At 54.4% G+C, this 18,375-nt stretch carries 16 protein-coding genes; 15 read left to right on the forward strand and 1 reads right to left on the reverse strand.

The window, feature by feature from the left end:
- Positions 1–344: 344 nt before the first annotated feature.
- The gene (gene queG / locus ACFX4O_RS20620) at positions 345–1,484 is read right to left on the reverse strand and encodes a tRNA epoxyqueuosine(34) reductase QueG (protein ID WP_380210975.1); all 1,140 of its coding nucleotides are present in this window, start codon (positions 1,482–1,484) and stop codon (positions 345–347) included.
- Here queG and nnr point away from each other — a divergent pair.
- The 15 genes from nnr to ACFX4O_RS20695 all read left to right on the forward strand — a co-directional run bounded on the left by nnr (position 1,483) and on the right by ACFX4O_RS20695 (position 18,374).
- Positions 1,483–3,009, forward strand: coding sequence for a bifunctional ADP-dependent NAD(P)H-hydrate dehydratase/NAD(P)H-hydrate epimerase (gene nnr, locus ACFX4O_RS20625; protein ID WP_380210977.1), 1,527 nt, complete (start codon positions 1,483–1,485; stop codon positions 3,007–3,009). The genes queG and nnr overlap by 2 nt on opposite strands.
- Positions 3,002–3,463 carry a tRNA (adenosine(37)-N6)-threonylcarbamoyltransferase complex ATPase subunit type 1 TsaE gene (gene tsaE, locus ACFX4O_RS20630; protein ID WP_017459175.1) on the forward strand — a complete coding sequence of 154 codons (462 nt, stop codon included), beginning with the start codon at positions 3,002–3,004 and terminating at the stop codon, positions 3,461–3,463. Before nnr ends, tsaE begins: the two co-directional genes overlap by 8 nt.
- Before the next feature lie 16 nt (positions 3,464–3,479).
- Positions 3,480–4,808, forward strand: a complete 1,329-nt coding sequence (gene amiB, locus ACFX4O_RS20635; protein WP_380210979.1) for an N-acetylmuramoyl-L-alanine amidase AmiB — start codon at positions 3,480–3,482, stop codon at positions 4,806–4,808.
- A 10-nt stretch (positions 4,809–4,818) separates the two neighbouring features.
- Positions 4,819–6,684 carry a DNA mismatch repair endonuclease MutL gene (gene mutL, locus ACFX4O_RS20640; protein ID WP_380210981.1) on the forward strand — a complete coding sequence of 622 codons (1,866 nt, stop codon included), beginning with the start codon at positions 4,819–4,821 and terminating at the stop codon, positions 6,682–6,684.
- Positions 6,677–7,627, forward strand: a complete 951-nt coding sequence (gene miaA, locus ACFX4O_RS20645) for a tRNA (adenosine(37)-N6)-dimethylallyltransferase MiaA (protein WP_131407219.1) — start codon at positions 6,677–6,679, stop codon at positions 7,625–7,627. Before mutL ends, miaA begins: the two co-directional genes overlap by 8 nt.
- 96 nt (positions 7,628–7,723) lie before the next feature.
- Entirely contained in the window at positions 7,724–8,029 is a 306-nt protein-coding gene (hfq, locus tag ACFX4O_RS20650) for an RNA chaperone Hfq (RefSeq protein ID WP_017459171.1), read from the forward strand.
- 75 nt (positions 8,030–8,104) lie between these two features.
- Positions 8,105–9,385, forward strand: a complete 1,281-nt coding sequence (gene hflX / locus ACFX4O_RS20655; RefSeq protein ID WP_131407221.1) for a ribosome rescue GTPase HflX — start codon at positions 8,105–8,107, stop codon at positions 9,383–9,385.
- 81 nt (positions 9,386–9,466) lie between these two features.
- Complete coding sequence (hflK, locus tag ACFX4O_RS20660) at positions 9,467–10,723, forward strand: FtsH protease activity modulator HflK (protein WP_131407223.1); 1,257 nt, start codon at positions 9,467–9,469, stop codon at positions 10,721–10,723.
- Between the two features lie 2 nt (positions 10,724–10,725).
- Positions 10,726–11,730, forward strand: coding sequence for a protease modulator HflC (hflC, locus tag ACFX4O_RS20665; RefSeq protein ID WP_131407225.1), 1,005 nt, complete (start codon positions 10,726–10,728; stop codon positions 11,728–11,730).
- A gap of 72 nt (positions 11,731–11,802) precedes the next feature.
- Entirely contained in the window at positions 11,803–12,000 is a 198-nt protein-coding gene (locus tag ACFX4O_RS20670; RefSeq protein WP_017459167.1) for a DUF2065 family protein, read from the forward strand.
- Positions 12,001–12,102: 102 nt separating this feature from the next.
- Complete coding sequence (gene purA / locus ACFX4O_RS20675; RefSeq protein ID WP_017459166.1) at positions 12,103–13,401, forward strand: adenylosuccinate synthase; 1,299 nt, start codon at positions 12,103–12,105, stop codon at positions 13,399–13,401.
- Positions 13,402–13,551: 150 nt separating this feature from the next.
- Positions 13,552–13,977, forward strand: coding sequence for a nitric oxide-sensing transcriptional repressor NsrR (gene nsrR / locus ACFX4O_RS20680; protein WP_017459165.1), 426 nt, complete (start codon positions 13,552–13,554; stop codon positions 13,975–13,977).
- Positions 13,978–14,015: 38 nt separating this feature from the next.
- Positions 14,016–16,451 (forward strand): ribonuclease R, encoded by a 2,436-nt coding sequence (gene rnr / locus ACFX4O_RS20685; RefSeq protein WP_131407231.1) that lies wholly within the window; start codon positions 14,016–14,018, stop codon positions 16,449–16,451.
- Positions 16,452–16,636: 185 nt separating this feature from the next.
- Complete coding sequence (locus ACFX4O_RS20690; protein ID WP_380210985.1) at positions 16,637–17,650, forward strand: D-cysteine desulfhydrase; 1,014 nt, start codon at positions 16,637–16,639, stop codon at positions 17,648–17,650.
- Entirely contained in the window at positions 17,643–18,374 is a 732-nt protein-coding gene (locus tag ACFX4O_RS20695) for an aspartate/glutamate racemase family protein (RefSeq protein ID WP_131407235.1), read from the forward strand. Before ACFX4O_RS20690 ends, ACFX4O_RS20695 begins: the two co-directional genes overlap by 8 nt.
- Position 18,375: the final 1 nt, after the last annotated feature.

The raw sequence follows: 18,375 nt of genomic DNA on the forward strand, positions 1-18,375 counted from the left end.
CGGGAATAGCTCAGTTGGTAGAGCACGACCTTGCCAAGGTCGGGGTCGCGAGTTCGAGTCTCGTTTCCCGCTCCAAATTTTCAAATCCAATAAATTATCCACAGCGGGTTTCCTCGTTGGGGACGTTTTTTATTGTCTTCGCTAAACGTTTGTGAACAGACTTATCCACAGGCGAGCCTTTCATTCGCAATACAACGATTACTTCAATAAGCAAACGGTTTTATTTTAATTTATTGAAAATAAATAAGAAAATAACATTTCAAACTGTTAACGCGATCGCTTGACGATTTTGTGAACGTTGAATCGTAATGTGTTTTTAATTTTATACACAAGCTGTGGATGGCTCAGGCATCGCGCGGCAGCCCTTTTTCAACCACCCGCACCAGCCGTTGTTTTTTCGACGTTTGTACTTCCACTTTGCAGGCATTACGCTTCTCAATTTGCTGCGCAATCGCCCACTGTATGTGTTCGTCGAGAAGTGGGTGCTCACCAATTCGTTGCTCCAGTGCCTGAATATTGGCTGCATCCCACGGCGCATTCCCCAGCGCAACGGCGATATTTCTCAGCCAGCGCAAATGACCAATGCGGCGGATGGCCGAACCCTCAGTGACTTTCAAAAAATACGCCTCGGTCCAGCTGAACAGTTCAATCAACTCTGGGGCGTGTAGCGCTTTACGCGGGCTAAAATCCTCTTCGTCGGTTAGCTGAGAGAAGCGGTTCCACGGGCAGATCAACTGACAATCGTCGCAGCCGTAGATACGGTTGCCTATCAGCGGACGAAACTCTTCAGGGATAGCGCCTTCCAGTTCAATGGTGAGATAAGAAATGCAGCGCCGGGCATCAACCGTGTAAGGTTCGACAATCGCGCCGGTCGGGCAGATGGTCATGCAGGCCACACAGCGGCCACAGCCTTCTTCTACCGGTTGGTCGATGGGCAGCGGTAAATCGACCAATAACTCGCCGAGGAAAAAGAACGAGCCTGCGTCTCGGCTCAAGATGAGTGAGTGCTTACCTGTCCAGCCAAGCCCGGCTTTTTCCGCCAGCGGGCGTTCAAGAATGGGCGCAGAATCGACAAAAGGTCTAAAATTCAGCGAAGCACATTGCTGCTGGATCATCTCGCCGAGTTTTTTTAATCGATTACGCAGCAGCTTATGGTAATCGCGACCCAGCGCATAACGGCTGACATACCCGAGCGCCGGGTTTTTCAACGTGCTGGCAAAGGCCGCTTGTGCGGGAAGGTAGTTCATTCGCACGCTGATAACGCGCAGCGTGCCGGGGAGAAGCTCGTGGGGGCGGGCGCGCATCATATCGTGACGCGCCATCCACTCCATCTCACCGTGATATTGTTTATCCAGCCATGCCTGTAGCGCAGGTTCGCTGGCGCTGAGATCGGTATCGGTAATACCGACCTGCTGAAAACCCAGTTCAGTGCCCCACTGTTTGATTTGTTGCGCTAAATGATTGAGATCGAGGGGTTCTGACATGACGGACCATACAATGAAGAAAATCGCAGCAAGTATACCACACTCTGTCTGGCCTGCTGAGGACCTCAGGTGCGCTGAAAAAGAGGCGGCAGATAGCCTCGGCATTACGCTTTATGAACTGATGCAGCGCGCGGGAGAAGCGGCGTTCAACATTGCGCGGGAACAGTTTCCTGATGCGCGCTGCTGGCTCGTGCTTTGCGGCCACGGCAATAACGGTGGCGACGGCTATGTGGTGGCGCGTTTAGCCGCAGCGGCGGGGCTTTCCGTGACGTTGCTGGCGCTGGAAGGCAACAAACCGCTGCCGGAAGAGGCAGCACAGGCACGCGATGCATGGCTGAACGCGGGCGGCGAGATCCATGCGGCTGACGTTTTGTGGCCGGAACAGGTTGATCTCATTATTGATGGGCTGCTTGGTACCGGGCTTACCAGTGCGCCGCGCGATGATGTGGCGGCGCTTATTGATCATGCCAATGCTCACCTGGCTCCCGTGCTGGCGCTGGATATTCCCTCTGGCCTGAATGCGCAAACCGGTGCGGCCGCTGGTGCGGTGATGCAGGCGCGTCATACGGTAACGTTTATCGCCCTTAAACCCGGTTTGCTAACGGGCAAAGCGCGTGATGTGGTTGGTCAATTACATCACCATGCGCTGGGGTTGGACGCCTGGCTTTCAGCCCAGCAAACGTCTATTTCCCGTTTTGATGCCAGCCTGCTTACCCAGTGGTTTACGCCACGGCGTCCTACTTCGCATAAAGGCGATTTCGGGCGGCTGGTGATTATCGGCGGCGATCGCGGAACGGCAGGCGCGGTGCGCATGGCGGGAGAGGCCGCGTTGCGCGCAGGCGCAGGCCTGGTGCGGGTACTGACGCGTAGTGAGAATATCCCGCCCATTATTACCGCGCGCCCGGAGTTGATGGTGCACGAACTCACCGCCGAGTCACTGGATGAGAGCCTTGAATGGGCGGATGTGGTGGTCATCGGCCCCGGTCTTGGGCAACAGGAGTGGGGTAAAAAGGCGCTACAGAAAGTGGAAAATTTTCGCAAACCGATGTTATGGGATGCGGATGCGCTGAACCTTCTGGCAATCAATCCCGATAAACGTCACAATCGCGTTTTAACGCCACACCCCGGCGAAGCCGCTCGCTTGCTTAACTGTAGCGTGGCGGAAATTGAAAGCGACCGCTTACTTTCCGCCCGGCGTCTGGTACAACGTTACGCAGGTGTTGTCGTGCTGAAAGGTGCGGGTACGGTTATCGCGAGCGACGAAGGCGAAACGGGCATTATTGATGCCGGTAACGCCGGGATGGCAAGTGGCGGAATGGGCGATGTGCTGTCAGGCATTATTGGTTCGCTACTGGGGCAAAAATTGAGTCTGTATGATGCGGCCTGCGCCGGATGTGTCGCGCACGGCGCGGCAGCCGACCGCCTCGCGGCACAGTACGGCCAGCGCGGTATGCTGGCAACCGATCTTTTTAGCACGCTGTTGCGTGTTGTTAACCCGGATGTAATTGAAACAGAAGATGATTAATCGAGTTATTCCTTTACCTGACGAGCAATCAACACTGGATCTCGGCAAGCGTGTGGCGCAGGCCTGCGACGGCGCGACAGTGATTTATTTATATGGCGATCTTGGTGCAGGTAAAACCACCTTTAGCCGGGGATTTCTGCAGGCTTTAGGCCATAACGGCAACGTCAAAAGCCCGACTTACACACTGGTTGAACCTTACACGCTCGATAAATTAATGGTGTATCACTTCGATTTGTACCGCCTTGCGGACCCGGAGGAGCTGGAATTTATGGGGATCCGTGATTATTTTGCCAACGATGCGATTTGCCTGGTCGAGTGGCCGCAACAAGGTGCGGGTGTACTGCCTGACCCGGATGTCGAAATCCATTTAGATTATCAGGCGCAGGGGCGTGAGGCGCGCATTAGCGCTGTATCCTCATCTGGCGATTCGTTACTGGCACGTATGGCCGGTTAACCGGAAGGATGACGGAATGATCTGTCGCGTGAAAAGTTGGTTGGCACTCGCGTTGTTACTGTTGTGTACGCAGGTGAGTGCGGCGAGTTTAGCGGATATTCAGGTGTCGAATGGCGATAGCCAGGCGCGTATTACCTTCAGTTTCATGGGCGATCCTGACTATTCGTTTTCTCAGCAGGGTAAACGCAGCGTTGCGCTGGATATTAAACAGACCGGCGTGATTCAGGGATTGCCGCTGCAGTTCAGTGGCAACAATCTGGTGAGAAGCATTCGGGCCGGTACCGCGCAGGATAACCAGTCGATTCGGTTGGTGGTGGATCTGACGCAGAACGGTAAAACTCGCGCCGTGAAACAGCAAAGCGGTGCGGGCTACACGGTGGTCTTTACTATCGACGCCGACGTTCCTCCGCCTCCACCGCCGCCAAAAGTAGTGGTGAAACGAGCCGAAACCCCGGCGGCTATGCCGCAACAAACGGCTCCGGGGCGTAATCCGTTTAAAGGCGAAAACGATCGCATCACCAGCGTCACCAGCAGTAACACCATCACGCGGCCTGCGGTGCAGTCGCGTGCGGCTTCTGGCGATAAAGTAGTGATTGCCATCGATGCCGGGCACGGCGGCCAGGATCCCGGCGCGATTGGCGCAGGTGGAACGCAGGAGAAAAACGTCACTATCTCTATCGCACGGAAACTGCGGGCGTTACTGAATGGTGATCCCATGTTCAAACCGGTCATGACGCGCGATGGTGATTACTTTATTTCGGTGATGGGCCGCTCAGACGTGGCGCGTAAGCAGAATGCAAACTTTCTTGTTTCGATTCATGCAGATGCTGCGCCTAACCGTGATGCGACGGGTGCGTCGGTATGGGTGCTGTCGAACCGCCGTGCAAACAGTGAAATGGCAGGCTGGCTGGAGCAGCATGAGAAACAGTCCGAGCTGCTCGGCGGTGCGGGTGATGTACTGGCAAATAGCCAGTCTGACCCTTATCTGAGCCAGGCGGTGCTGGATTTACAGTTCGGCCATTCCCAGCGTGTCGGCTATGATGTCGCCACCAGTATGCTCAGCCAGCTTCAGCGCATCGGTGCATTGCATAAACGCCGCCCGGAACATGCCAGCCTTGGCGTTCTACGCTCGCCGGATATTCCGTCTGTGCTGGTAGAAACCGGTTTTATCAGTAACAGTAGCGAAGAGCGGCTACTGGGAAGCGATGACTACCAGCAGCAAATTGCCGAAGCGATTTACGGTGGGTTGCGTAACTATTTCCTCGCACATCCGTTGCAATCCGCACCGCAGAGCGGCGGGCAAACTGCCAGCGCGGGCTCATCTGCTAACGGGCTGCTCAACTAAGGATTTTTTCATGCCGATACAGGTTTTACCGCCACAGCTTGCGAACCAGATCGCTGCGGGCGAAGTGGTTGAGCGCCCTGCGTCGGTGGTGAAAGAGTTAGTGGAAAACAGCCTTGATGCTGGCGCTACGCGTATTGATATCGATATCGAACGCGGCGGCGCAAAATTGATTCGTATCCGTGATAACGGTGTTGGCATCAAAAAAGAGGAGCTGGCGCTGGCGCTGGCGCGTCACGCTACCAGCAAAATCGCTTCTCTGGATGACCTGGAAGCGATCATTAGCCTCGGTTTTCGCGGTGAAGCGCTGGCGAGTATCAGCTCTGTTTCCCGCTTAACATTGACTTCCCGCACGGCCGAACAGCAAGAAGCCTGGCAGGCTTACGCCGAAGGGCGCGAGATGGCGGTGACGGTGAAACCCGCTGCGCACCCGGTGGGCACGACGCTCGAAGTGTTGGATCTGTTTTACAACACGCCGGCGCGGCGCAAATTTATGCGCACGGAAAAAACCGAGTTCGGCCATATTGATGAAGTGATCCGCCGCATCGCGCTAGCGCGTTTTGATGTCACCCTTAACCTCAACCACAACGGTAAACTGGTGCGTCAGTACCGTGCCGTTGCTGAAGGGGGACAGAAAGAGCGCCGCCTTGGCGCTATTTGCGGTACGGCATTTTTAGAGCAGGCGCTGGCCATTGAGTGGCAGCATGGTGACTTAGCGTTACGCGGCTGGGTGGCCGATCCCAAAACGACTTCCAGTGCTTTCGCTGAAATCCAATATTGCTATGTCAATGGCCGCATGATGCGCGATCGGCTGATCAATCACGCCATTCGCCAAGCGTGTGAAGATAAGCTGGGTGCGGATCAGCAGCCAGCGTTTGTGCTCTATCTGGAAATCGATCCGCATCAAGTGGATGTGAATGTGCATCCAGCAAAACATGAAGTGCGTTTTCATCAGTCGCGCCTGGTGCATGATTTCATCTACCAGGGCGTGGTGAGTGTGCTGCAACAGCAGATGGAAACACCGCTACCGCTTTCTGAAGATCCTGGCCCAAGGGCGCTGCCGGAAAATCGCGTGGCGGCAGGGCGTAACCAGTTTGCCGAACCTTTAATTGCTCGCGAGCCGCAAGCGCCGCGTTTTTCAACATCTTCTCCTGCCCCGTCTGAGGGCGCGCGTAACAGTACCGCAGGTGCTCAGCCGTGGCCAAACGCGCAGCCGGGTTATCAGAAACAGCAAGGGGCGCTCTATCGGCAATTGCTGGAAACTCCCGTTGCTGAGCGTAAAGCTGAAAAATCGAAGCCCGCAGCTCCGGCATTGGACGGGCACAGCCAGAGTTTCGGTCGTGTATTGACGCTTATTGCACCGCACTTCGCGCTACTTGAGCGTGACGGAAAACTGGCGTTACTGGCGCTGCCGGTTGCTGAACGCTGGTTGCGCCATGCACAGCTGTCGCCTGACCACGCGCCTGCCTGCGGTCAGCCGTTGTTAATTCCGGTGCGTTTAAAAATCTCAGCGCAAGAGAGCGCGGTATTGAAGCGTGCCCAGACAGTGCTTGCGGAAATGGGCATCGAATTTGTTCCCGATGGCCAACACGTGACCATTCGCGCAGTGCCTTTACCCTTGCGCCAACAAAATTTACAAATCTTGATTCCCGCTCTGATAGGCTACCTGGCGCAGCAGACAAGCATTGATGCGGTGAATATTGCTCACTGGCTGGCGCGCCAACTGGCGAGTGAACATCCCCAATGGAGTGTGGCGCAGGCGATAACCCTGCTTGCCGATGTTGAACGGCTTTGTCCGCATCTGGTGAAGACCCCGCCGGATGGTTTATTACAACCTGTTGATTTACAAACGGCGATGAACGCCCTGAAAAATGAGTGAAGTGAGTAAGGCTGGCCTGCCGAAGGCTATTTTTTTGATGGGGCCGACGGCCTCCGGCAAAACTGCATTAGCTATTGAGCTTCGTAAAGTTTTGCCAGTAGAGTTGATAAGCGTAGATTCAGCCCTTATTTATCGTGGAATGGATATTGGTACCGCCAAGCCGAGCGCGGAAGAGCTACAAGCTGCGCCACATCGGTTGTTGGATATTCTCGATCCGGCGTTAGCGTATTCCGCTGCTGATTTTCGCCGCGATGCGCTGGTCCAGATGAAAGAGATAACCGATGCAGGGCGTATTCCTCTGCTGGTTGGCGGTACGATGCTCTATTTTAAGGCGCTGCTGGAAGGTTTATCGCCCCTGCCGTCAGCAGACGCGCAAGTGCGAGCAGATATTGAAAAACAGGCGGCAGAGCGTGGATGGGAAGCGTTGCATCAGCAGTTACGGGAGATCGACCCCGTTGCGGCAGCGCGGATTCATCCAAATGATCCGCAAAGGCTTTCCCGGGCACTGGAAGTTTTTTTCATTTCGGGTAAAACTTTAACGGATCTGACGCAAACGTCAGGAGACGCTCTGCCTTACCAGGTGCATCAGTTCGCCATCGCCCCGGCGAGCCGTGAACTGCTCCATCAACGAATCGAGCAGCGTTTTCATCAGATGTTGGCTTCAGGTTTTGAAGCAGAAGTGCGGGCGCTTTTTGCTCGCGGTGATTTGCATACGGATATGCCTTCCATTCGTTGTGTGGGATACCGCCAGATGTGGTCATACATTGAAGGCGAAATTTCATACGATGAAATGGTTTATCGAGGTATTTGCGCGACGAGGCAGTTAGCCAAGCGGCAGATAACCTGGTTGCGGGGCTGGGATGGCGTTCACTGGCTAGAGAGTGAAAAGCCAGAAAAGTCTTACCGTGACGTGCTACAGGTTGTTAGTGCTATCGCAGGGTGAATGTGTACAATTAAGTCGTATGGCGCGCAAATTTTTACGCAGTTTTCAGAACTTACGGGTTCTAAGTACAAAACAAGCATATAAGGAAAAGATAGAATGGCTAAGGGGCAATCTTTACAAGATCCGTTCCTGAACGCACTGCGTCGGGAACGTGTTCCAGTTTCAATTTATTTGGTGAATGGTATTAAGCTGCAAGGGCAAATTGAGTCTTTCGATCAGTTCGTGATCCTGTTGAAAAACACGGTCAGTCAGATGGTCTATAAGCACGCGATTTCAACTGTTGTTCCATCTCGTCCGGTTTCTCATCACAGCAACAATGCCGGCGGCGGTACCAGCAGTAACTACCATCACGGTAGCAACGCGCAGGGCTCTGCACAGCAGGAAGGCGAAGAGACCGAGTAAGGTTGACGGCTGATTTTCCAGATCGGGGAGCCAGTAAAGCTGTGTTCCCCGCTGGTATTTTATGAGGGTTTACGCTTGTTTGACCGTTATGACGCCGGTGAGCAGGCGGTACTGGTACACATCTATTTTTCGCAAGACAAAGATATGGAAGACCTCCAGGAGTTTGAATCTCTGGTCTCTTCCGCCGGTGTCGAAGCAATGCAGGTGATTACCGGTAGCCGTAAAGCACCGCATCCAAAATATTTTGTTGGTGAAGGTAAAGCAGTTGAAATTGCGGATGCCGTAAAATCTGCGGGTGCTTCTGTTGTGCTCTTTGATCATGCGCTAACCCCAGCCCAGGAACGTAACCTGGAGAGACTGTGCGAATGTCGTGTAATCGATCGCACGGGTTTGATATTAGATATTTTTGCCCAACGTGCGCGTACGCATGAGGGGAAATTGCAAGTTGAGCTGGCGCAGTTGCGCCATCTGGCGACACGCCTTGTGCGTGGCTGGACCCACCTTGAACGACAAAAGGGCGGCATTGGTTTGCGCGGTCCGGGTGAAACCCAGCTCGAAACCGACCGTCGTTTGTTGCGTAATCGCATTACTCAGATCCTTTCGCGCCTCGAAAAGGTTGAAAAGCAGCGTGAGCAGGGGCGTCGTTCTCGCACGAAAGCCGATATTCCAACGGTCTCGCTGGTGGGATACACCAACGCCGGTAAATCCACGCTGTTTAACCAGATAACGGAAGCGCAGGTTTACGCGGCCGATCAATTGTTCGCCACCCTCGATCCGACCCTGCGTCGTATTGATGTCGCAGATGTCGGCGAAACGGTACTGGCAGATACGGTAGGGTTTATTCGCCACTTGCCACACGATTTGGTTGCCGCGTTTAAAGCAACCTTGCAGGAGACGCGCCAGGCGACACTATTGCTGCATGTGATTGATGCCGCCGATGTGCGAGTGCAGGAAAACATCGAGGCAGTGAACACCGTGCTGGAAGAGATCGACGCGCACGATATCTCAACGCTGTTGGTGATGAACAAAATCGATGTGCTGGACGATTTTGAACCGCGTATCGACCGGGATGAAGAAAACAAACCGATCCGTGTCTGGCTTTCTGCGCAGACAGGGGTTGGTGTACCACTGTTATTCCAGGCTTTGACGGAGCGCCTTGCGGGTGAGGTGGCGCAGCATACGCTGCGATTACCTCCGCAGGAAGGGCGTCTGAGAAGTCGGTTTTACCAGCTTCAGGCAATAGAAAAAGAGTGGATGGAAGACGATGGCAGCGTAGGTATGCAGGTGCGTATGCCGATCGTCGACTGGCGTCGACTCTGTAAACAAGAACCGGCACTCGAAGAGTACGTCGTTTGACCGGCAGTCTGAAGGTTTTTCCCCTTTGGGGGTGCCCGCCAAAGGCCGGGTATACACCGCAAATAAATATGGAGCACATACATGGCGTGGAATCAGCCCGGTAACAACGGACAGGACCGCGACCCGTGGGGAAGCAGCAAACCAGGCGGCAACTCTGAGGGAAATGGAAACAAAGGCGGTCGCGATCAGGGGCCACCTGATCTGGATGATATTTTCCGTAAACTGAGTAAGAAACTCGGTGGTCTGGGCGGTGGTAAAGGAACCGGTGGTAATCCAGGTTCCTCAGGCCCGCGCGGCCAGGTTGGCGGGCGCGTTGTGGGTATCGTTGCCGCCGCGATCGTTATTATATGGGCTGCGACCGGGTTCTACACCATTAAAGAAGCGGAACGTGGTGTTGTAACTCGCTTTGGCAAGTTCAGCCATTTGGTCGAACCGGGTTTGAACTGGAAACCGACCTTTATCGATAACGTGACCCCAGTAAACGTGGAATCCGTTCGTGAACTGGCGGCATCTGGCGTGATGTTGACGTCTGATGAAAACGTCGTGCGCGTTGAAATGAACGTGCAGTACCGCGTCACCGATCCTGAGCGCTATCTGTTTAGCGTTACCAGCGCCGACGACAGCCTGCGTCAGGCCACGGACAGCGCGCTGCGCGGCGTTATCGGTAAATACACTATGGATCGTATTCTGACCGAAGGCCGTACCGTTATTCGTAGCGATACCCAGCGTGAGCTGGAAGAGACCATTCGTCCGTATAACATGGGGATTACCTTGTTAGACGTTAACTTCCAGGCTGCTCGTCCGCCGGAAGAGGTGAAAGCTGCGTTTGATGATGCAATTGCCGCCCGTGAAAACGAGCAGCAGTACATCCGTGAAGCCGAAGCTTATACCAACGAAGTTCAGCCGCGCGCGAACGGTCAGGCGCAGCGTATCCTCGAAGAGGCGCGCGCGTATAAAACGCAAACTATCCTGGAAGCACAGGGTGAAGTGGCGCGCTTTGCTAAGCTCCTGCCGGAATACAAAGCTGCACCGGAAATTACCCGTGAGCGTCTGTATATCGAAACCATGGAAAAAGTGCTGAGCCATACCCGCAAAGTGCTGGTTAACGATAAAGGTGGCAACCTGATGGTTCTGCCGCTGGATCAGATGCTGAAAGGCGGCAACGCCGCGCCTGCGGCAAAGAGTGACAACAGTGGCGCAAATAACTTGCTGCGCCTGCCGCCAGCGTCCAGCTCCGGTAGCAGCGCAAACAGCGCCCCCGCAACGTCTGCGGGAGATATCATGGACCAACGCCGCGTGAACGCGCAGCGTAACGACTACCAGCGTCAGGGGGAATAACGATGCGTAAATCAGTTATCGCGATCATCATCATCGTGCTGGTAGTGCTCTACACCTCTATTTTTGTGGTGAAAGAAGGCGAGCGCGGGATCTCGCTGCGCTTTGGTAAAGTGCTGCGTGATGATGAAAACAAGCCGTTGGTTTATGCGCCGGGCCTGCATTTCAAATTGCCGTTTATTGAGTCGGTTAAGCTGCTTGACGCGCGTATCCAGACGATGGATAACCAGGCAGACCGCTTTGTGACCAAAGAGAAAAAAGACCTGATCGTCGACTCCTACATCAAATGGCGTATCAGCGATTTCAGTCGTTATTATCTGGCGACCGGCGGCGGTGACGTCTCCCAGGCGGAAGTTCTGCTGAAACGTAAGTTCTCTGACCGTCTGCGCTCTGAAATCGGTCGTCTGGACGTAAAAGACATCGTTACCGATTCTCGCGGTCGTTTGACGCTCGAAGTACGCGATGCGCTGAATTCGGGTTCTGCGGGTACAGAAGACGAAGTGTCGACGCCTGCTGCCGATGACGCCATCGCGAAAGCGGCTGAGCGAGTTCAGGCTGAAACCAACGGTAAAGTGCCGGTTATCAACCCGAACAGTATGGCGGCGTTAGGTATTGAAGTGGTTGATGTGCGTATTAAGCAGATCAACCTGCCGACTGAAGTGTCGGATGCGATTTACAACCGTATGCGCGCCGAGCGTGAAGCGGTTGCCCGTCGCCACCGTTCACAGGGTCAGGAAGAAGCGGAAAAACTCCGTGCCACAGCGGATTACGAAGTTACTAAAACGCTCGCAGAATCTGAGCGCCAGGGACGTATTCTGCGCGGTGAGGGTGATGCTGAAGCGGCGAAACTGTTTGCTGATGCATTCAGCCAGGATCCGGACTTCTATGCCTTTATTCGCAGCCTGCGTGCATATGAAAGCAGCTTCCAGAGCAACCAGGATGTGATGGTGCTCAGCCCGGATAGCGATTTCTTCCGCTACATGAAGACGCCGACTTCCGCGACCCGTTAAGATAACCTGCGGTTTTCATCGTAAAAACCACCGCCTTTCCCGGCGGTGGTTTTGTGTTTATAAGGATCAGCAATGAATTCGACAATCTGGCTCGCTCTGGCGCTGGTTTTGGTACTGGAAGGGCTTGGGCCGATGCTTTATCCGCGTGCCTGGCGGCGTATGATTGCCTCTCTGAGCCTGTTGCCGGACCATCTTTTGCGTCGATTTGGCGGTGGGCTTGTGGTCGCGGGTGTCGTTATCTACTACATGTTGAGGAAAACGATTGGCTGAGGGAAATCAGGCGTTCTTTGGGCATTTTTGCACAGAAAAAGTGCTGAATCTGAAAAAAAGCGGTGGTAGAATCCATTTTTAAGCAAACGGTGATTTTGAAAAATGGGTAACAACGTCGTCGTACTGGGCACCCAATGGGGTGACGAAGGTAAAGGGAAGATCGTTGATCTTCTGACTGAACGGGCTAAATATGTTGTACGTTACCAGGGCGGTCACAACGCAGGCCATACTCTCGTAATCAACGGTGAAAAAACCGTCCTCCATCTTATTCCATCAGGCATTCTTCGCGAAAACGTCACCAGCATTATCGGTAACGGCGTTGTGCTGTCTCCCGCTGCGCTGATGAAAGAGATGAAAGAACTGGAAGACCGTGGTATCCCGGTTCGCGAACGTCTGCTGCTCTCTGAAGCATGCCCGTTAATCCTTGATTATCATGTGGCGCTGGACGTGGCGCGTGAAAAAGCGCGCGGTGCGAAAGCTATCGGTACTACCGGTCGCGGTATTGGCCCGGCATACGAAGATAAAGTTGCTCGTCGCGGTCTGCGCGTTGGAGATTTGTTCGATAAAGCCACTTTCGCCGACAAACTGAAAGAAGTGATGGAATATCACAACTTCCAGTTGGTGAATTTCTACAAAGTGGAAGCGGTTGACTACCAGAAAGTGCTGGATGATGTCATGGCGATTGCCGACATCCTGACGGCAATGGTTGTGGACGTTTCCGATCTGCTGGATCAAGCGCGTAAACGCGGCGATTTCGTGATGTTCGAAGGCGCACAGGGTACGCTGCTGGATATCGATCACGGTACCTATCCGTACGTGACCTCCTCCAACACTACCGCTGGTGGTGTAGCGACCGGTTCTGGTCTTGGCCCGCGTTACGTGGATTACGTACTCGGCATCATCAAAGCTTACTCCACGCGTGTGGGCGCAGGCCCGTTCCCGACCGAGTTGTTCGATGATATCGGTGAGTTCCTCTGCAAGCAGGGTAACGAATATGGCGCAACGACTGGTCGTCGTCGTCGTACTGGCTGGCTGGACGCGGTTGCTGTGCGCCGCGCAGTGCAGATCAACTCCCTGTCTGGCTTCTGCCTGACCAAGCTGGACGTGCTGGACGGTCTGAAAGAGGTGAAAATCTGCGTTGCTTACCGCATGCCGGATGGCCGCGAAGTGACCACCACGCCGCTGGCGGCTGATAACTGGGAAGGTATCGAGCCGATTTACGAAACCATGCCTGGCTGGTCTGAATCGACCTTTGGTGTAAAAGATCGCAGCGGTCTGCCGCAGGCGGCGCTGAATTACATCAAACGCATTGAAGAACTTACCGGTGTGCCGATCGACATTATCTCCACCGGGCCGGATCGTACTGAAACCATGATCCTGCGCGATCCGTTCGACGCGTAATAGTGTTCAAGGGCGCGTAAATCGCGCCCTTTTTCTTCGCTTTTTTCACCCTTCCATTCAAATAAATTAGCGACCTGACTGGTGGCTGGTTTATCATCAATAGTGTCAATACCTGCGGGTATCTCATCTTTTCCCTTTTATGAGGTTGATGTGCAGTTAACAAGCTTTACCGATTACGGTTTGCGGGCCTTGATTTACATGGCGTCGCTGCCGGCAGGACAAATGACCAACATTACTGAAGTCACAGAAACGTATGGCGTGTCCCGTAATCATATGGTCAAGATAATCAATCAGCTGAGCCGTGAAGGCTACGTCGCGGCCGTGCGGGGGAAAAACGGTGGGATCCGCTTGGGGAAACCCGCGCAGGATATTCGTATCGGTGATGTTGTCCGCTCGCTGGAGCCGTTGGCGCTGGTCAATTGCAGCAGCGAGTTTTGTCACATTACCAGTGCCTGTCGCCTGAAAAAGGCGCTTGCTAAAGCCGTGCAAAGTTTTCTCAAAGAGCTGGATAACTATACGCTGGCCGATTTGGTTGAAGAGAATCAACCGCTTTACAAATTATTGCTGGTGGAATGACGAAAATTTCCACCAGAGCTGACAATGGAGGAACCGCAATGTCACAAGATCCTTTCCTCGAACGCGAATCTGAAAAATATACCAACCCCATTCCCAGCCGCGAATTCATCCTCGATCACTTAGCCAAACGCGAAAAACCTGCCAACCGGGACGAACTGGCTATCGAACTCAATATCGAAGGTGAAGAGCAGCAAGAAGCGCTGCGCCGCCGTCTGCGCGCCATGGAGCGCGACGGGCAATTAGTCTTTACCCGCCGTCAATGTTACGCCTTACCGGAACGTCTCGATCTACTCAAAGGCGTGGTGATTGGTCACCGCGACGGCTATGGTTTTCTGCGCGTTGAAGGTCGCAAAGACGATCTTTATCTCTCCAGCGAGCAGATGAAAATGTGTATTCACGGTGATCAGGTGCTGGCGCAACCGCTGGGTGCCGATCGCAAAGGCCGCCGTGAAGCGCGCATCGTACGTGTGCTGGTGCCGAAAACCGGGCAGATCGTCGGCCGCTACTTTACTGACGCAGGCGTCGGTTTTGTCGTGCCGGATGATAGCCGCATGAGTTTCGATATTCTTATCCCGCCTGAAGAGGTTATGGGTGCGCGCATGGGCTTTGTGGTAGTCGTTGAGCTGACGCAACGTCCAACTCGCCGCACCAAAGCGATCGGTAAAGTCGTCGAGGTGCTGGGCGACAATATGGGTACCGGCATGGCTGTCGATATGGCACTGCGCACCCATGAAATCCCGTATCAGTGGCCGCCAGAAGTAGAGAAACAGGTCGCCGGACTAAAAGAGCAAGTGCCGGAAGAAGCCAAAGTGGGACGCGTGGATTTGCGCGATCTACCGCTGGTGACCATTGATGGCGAAGACGCCCGCGACTTTGACGATGCCGTTTTCTGCGAGAAGAAACGCGGTGGCGGCTGGCGCTTATGGGTGGCGATTGCCGATGTGAGCTACTACGTGCGTCACGGCACTGCACTTGATAACGAAGCCCGCAACCGTGGCACGTCGGTTTATTTCCCGTCGCAAGTGGTGCCGATGTTGCCGGAAGTGTTGTCGAACGGCTTGTGCTCGCTGAACCCGCAAGTGGATCGCCTGTGCATGGTCTGTGAAATGACCATTTCCACAAAAGGGCGCTTAACCGGCTTTAAATTCTACGAAGCAGTAATGAGTTCCCATGCGCGTCTGACGTACACCAAAGTGTGGCATATGCTGCAAGGCGATCAGGAACTGCGTGAGCAGTATGCGCCGCTGGTGAAACACATCGAAGAGCTGCATAACCTGTATAAAGTGCTCGATCAGGCGCGTGCTGAGCGCGGTGGCATCTCGTTTGAGAGCGAAGAAGCGAAGTTTATCTTCAACGCCGAGCGTCGCATTGAGCGTATTGAGCAGACTCAGCGTAACGATGCGCACAAGCTAATTGAAGAGTGCATGATCCTCGCCAACATCTCCGCGGCGCGTTTTGTGGAGAAAGCCAACGAGCCGGCCCTGTTCCGTATTCACGATAAACCGACCACCGATGCGATCACTGCGTTCCGTTCCGTGCTTGCTGAGCTGGGTCTGGAGCTGCCGGGCGGTAACAAACCGGAGCCGCGCGACTACGCCGAGCTACTGGAATCGATTGCCGATCGTCCGGATCACGAAATGCTGCAAACCATGCTGCTGCGCTCGATGAAACAGGCGATTTATGATCCGGAAAACCGTGGGCACTTCGGCCTGGCGCTGCAATCTTACGCGCACTTCACTTCGCCGATTCGCCGCTATCCGGACTTATCGCTGCACCGCGCCATTAAATATTTACTGGCAAAAGAGCAGGGGCTGAAGGGCAACAGCACCGAAACCGGCGGCTGGCACTACAGCATGGAAGAGGTGCTGCAACTGGGGCAACACTGTTCGATGACCGAACGCCGCGCTGATGAAGCCACTCGTGATGTTTCGGACTGGCTGAAATGCGACTTTATGCAGGATCAGGTTGGTAACACTTTCCCTGGCGTTATCGCCAGTGTTACTGGCTTTGGTTTCTTCGTACGTCTCGATGATCTGTTTATCGACGGGCTGGTGCATGTCTCCTCGCTGGATAACGACTATTACCGCTTTGATCAGATCGGCCAGCGCCTGATTGGCGAATCCGGTGGACAAACTTATCGCCTCGGTGACCGGGTGCAGGTGAAAGTCGAAGCGGTCAATATGGATGAGCGTAAGATCGACTTCTCGCTGATCTCCAGCGAACGCAGCCCGCGTAACGTGGGTAAAACCGAGCGTGAAAAAGCGAAGAAAGGTACGCCAGGCAAAAACGGCTCTGCTAAAAAGCCGCCGCGCCGCCAGATGAACAAAAAAGTGAATTTCGAGCCAGACAGTGCTTTCCGGAGTGAAGGCGGAAAAGGGAATTCGAAAAAAGCCAAAAAGCCGTCGGCGAAAACACAAAAAATCGCCGCCGCGACCAAAGCAAAACGCGCGGCGAAAAAGAAAACCGACCAGTAGTATTGCGAAGCCCTTCCTTGTGAAGGGCTTTTTTATATGTCTTAGTTATTTCCTGCACATTGATATTTGGTATTTATCGTTAGCCCGCGCACGCAGATCTATATAGTGAATATCCATCCTTAATTCATCCAATTAAAACCGGAGCATTATCGCTTCGGCATCTGCCTATTTTGCAAGGAGCGATTATGCATCTGGCCCGTTTCCCTCGTCTGTCTTTAGGGCATTTCCCCACGCCATTAGAGCCGCTGGAAAATTTAACCGCTTTACTCGGCGGCCCTAAATTATGGATTAAACGCGATGACGCAACCGGGCTTGCTACCGGCGGAAATAAAACGCGCAAACTGGAATTTTTACTGGCGGATGCGTTGGCGAAAAAAGCCGATGTGATCATCACCCAGGGTGCAACACAATCCAATCATGTTCGTCAGACCATTGCCGGGGCAGCAAAGCTCGGTTTGCCAACCAAAGTGTTGCTGGAAAAGCGCGTGCCTGATTTTGGCGAGGCGTATCAGCGTTCCGGCAATATTTTGCTGGATGACCTGCTGGGCGGTGAGATTATCGCCCATTTGCCGGGCGGCACCGATATGCAGAACGCGATGGAAGAGCTGGCGCAACAGCTGCGCGAACAGGGGCATAACCCGTATGTCATTCCCGGCGGCGGTTCCAACCCCATCGGCGCGCTCGGTTATGTCGCCTGCGCCGAAGAACTGTTGTTCCAGTCATCCCAGTTACGCTTGCGCATCGACAGCGTGGTGCATGCCACCGGCAGCACCGGCACGCAAGCAGGGCTTGTTGCCGGTTTAACGGCGACTAATAGCCAGATCCCTGTACTCGGTATCAGCGTGCGCGCGCCAAAAGCGAAGCAGGAAGAGAACGTATGGAATCTGGCGTCGCGCACCCGTGAACTGCTGGGGGTTAGCGGTGAATTACCGCGAGAAGCCGTGGTGGCTAACAGCGATTACGTGGGGGAGGGTTACGGTCTGCCAACCGAAGGAATGCTGGAAGCGCTGACGCTGTTCGCCCGCCACGAAGGTATCTTGCTTGACCCGGTATACTCCGGCAAAGGTGCGGCCGGGCTTATCGACCTGATCCATAAAGGCCACTTTGGTCGTGATGAAAACGTGGTCTTTGTTCATACTGGCGGTTCTGCCGGGCTGTTTGGCTATCGTCAGGTGCTGGAAGCGCATCACCGTGGCTAAGCCCTTTTTGCTCGGTGTGCTGGGCGGCATGGGGCCGCTCGCCACCCTCGATTTTCAGCATCAATTGCTGGTGGCAACTCCGGCGCAGAGCGATCAGCAGCAATTGCCTTCGGTGGTCTGGAATGTGCCGCAAGTTGCCGATCGGCAAAAAGCCCTTGCCGGGCTTGGTCCTTCGCCACTGCCGCAGTTATTGCACGGCATCGAAAAGCTGAATCAGGCCGGAGCCAGCCACATTGCCATCCCGTGTAATACGGCGCATCACTGGTTTGAAGCGTTGAGCCGCGCCAGCGCCGCGCCGCTACTGCATATTGTCGATGCCACCGTTGAGCATCTGCTGAGCCTGCCGAAAAAGCCGCAGCGAGTAGGGCTGATTGCCACCCAGGGCACGCTGGACGCCGGCTGGTATCAGCGCGGGCTGGCGGCGCAGGGCATTGATGTGCTGCAGCCTTCCACAGAGGAACTACAGCAGTGGTTTGTCCCTGGCTGTTACGCGGTAAAACGCGGAGCGGTAAGCGAAGGCGGGGAACGGCTTGCGCTTCTGGCCGAGGCATTGCTGGCGCGTGGTGCTGAGCAGTTGCTGTTGGCCTGTACTGAAGTGCCGGTGGCTCTGCGTGCGGTGAATTCTCCTGTGCTTGACCTTTCCCACGATCCGGCGCAATTGCTGGCGCAACGCTGTGCCCACTATTGGCTGGAATATCGTGATTCTTATTTCACGCATACCTAAT

The sequence above is a fragment of the Kosakonia sp. YIM B13571 genome, from assembly GCF_042788095.1.
GTDB lineage: Bacteria > Pseudomonadota > Gammaproteobacteria > Enterobacterales > Enterobacteriaceae > Kosakonia > Kosakonia quasisacchari.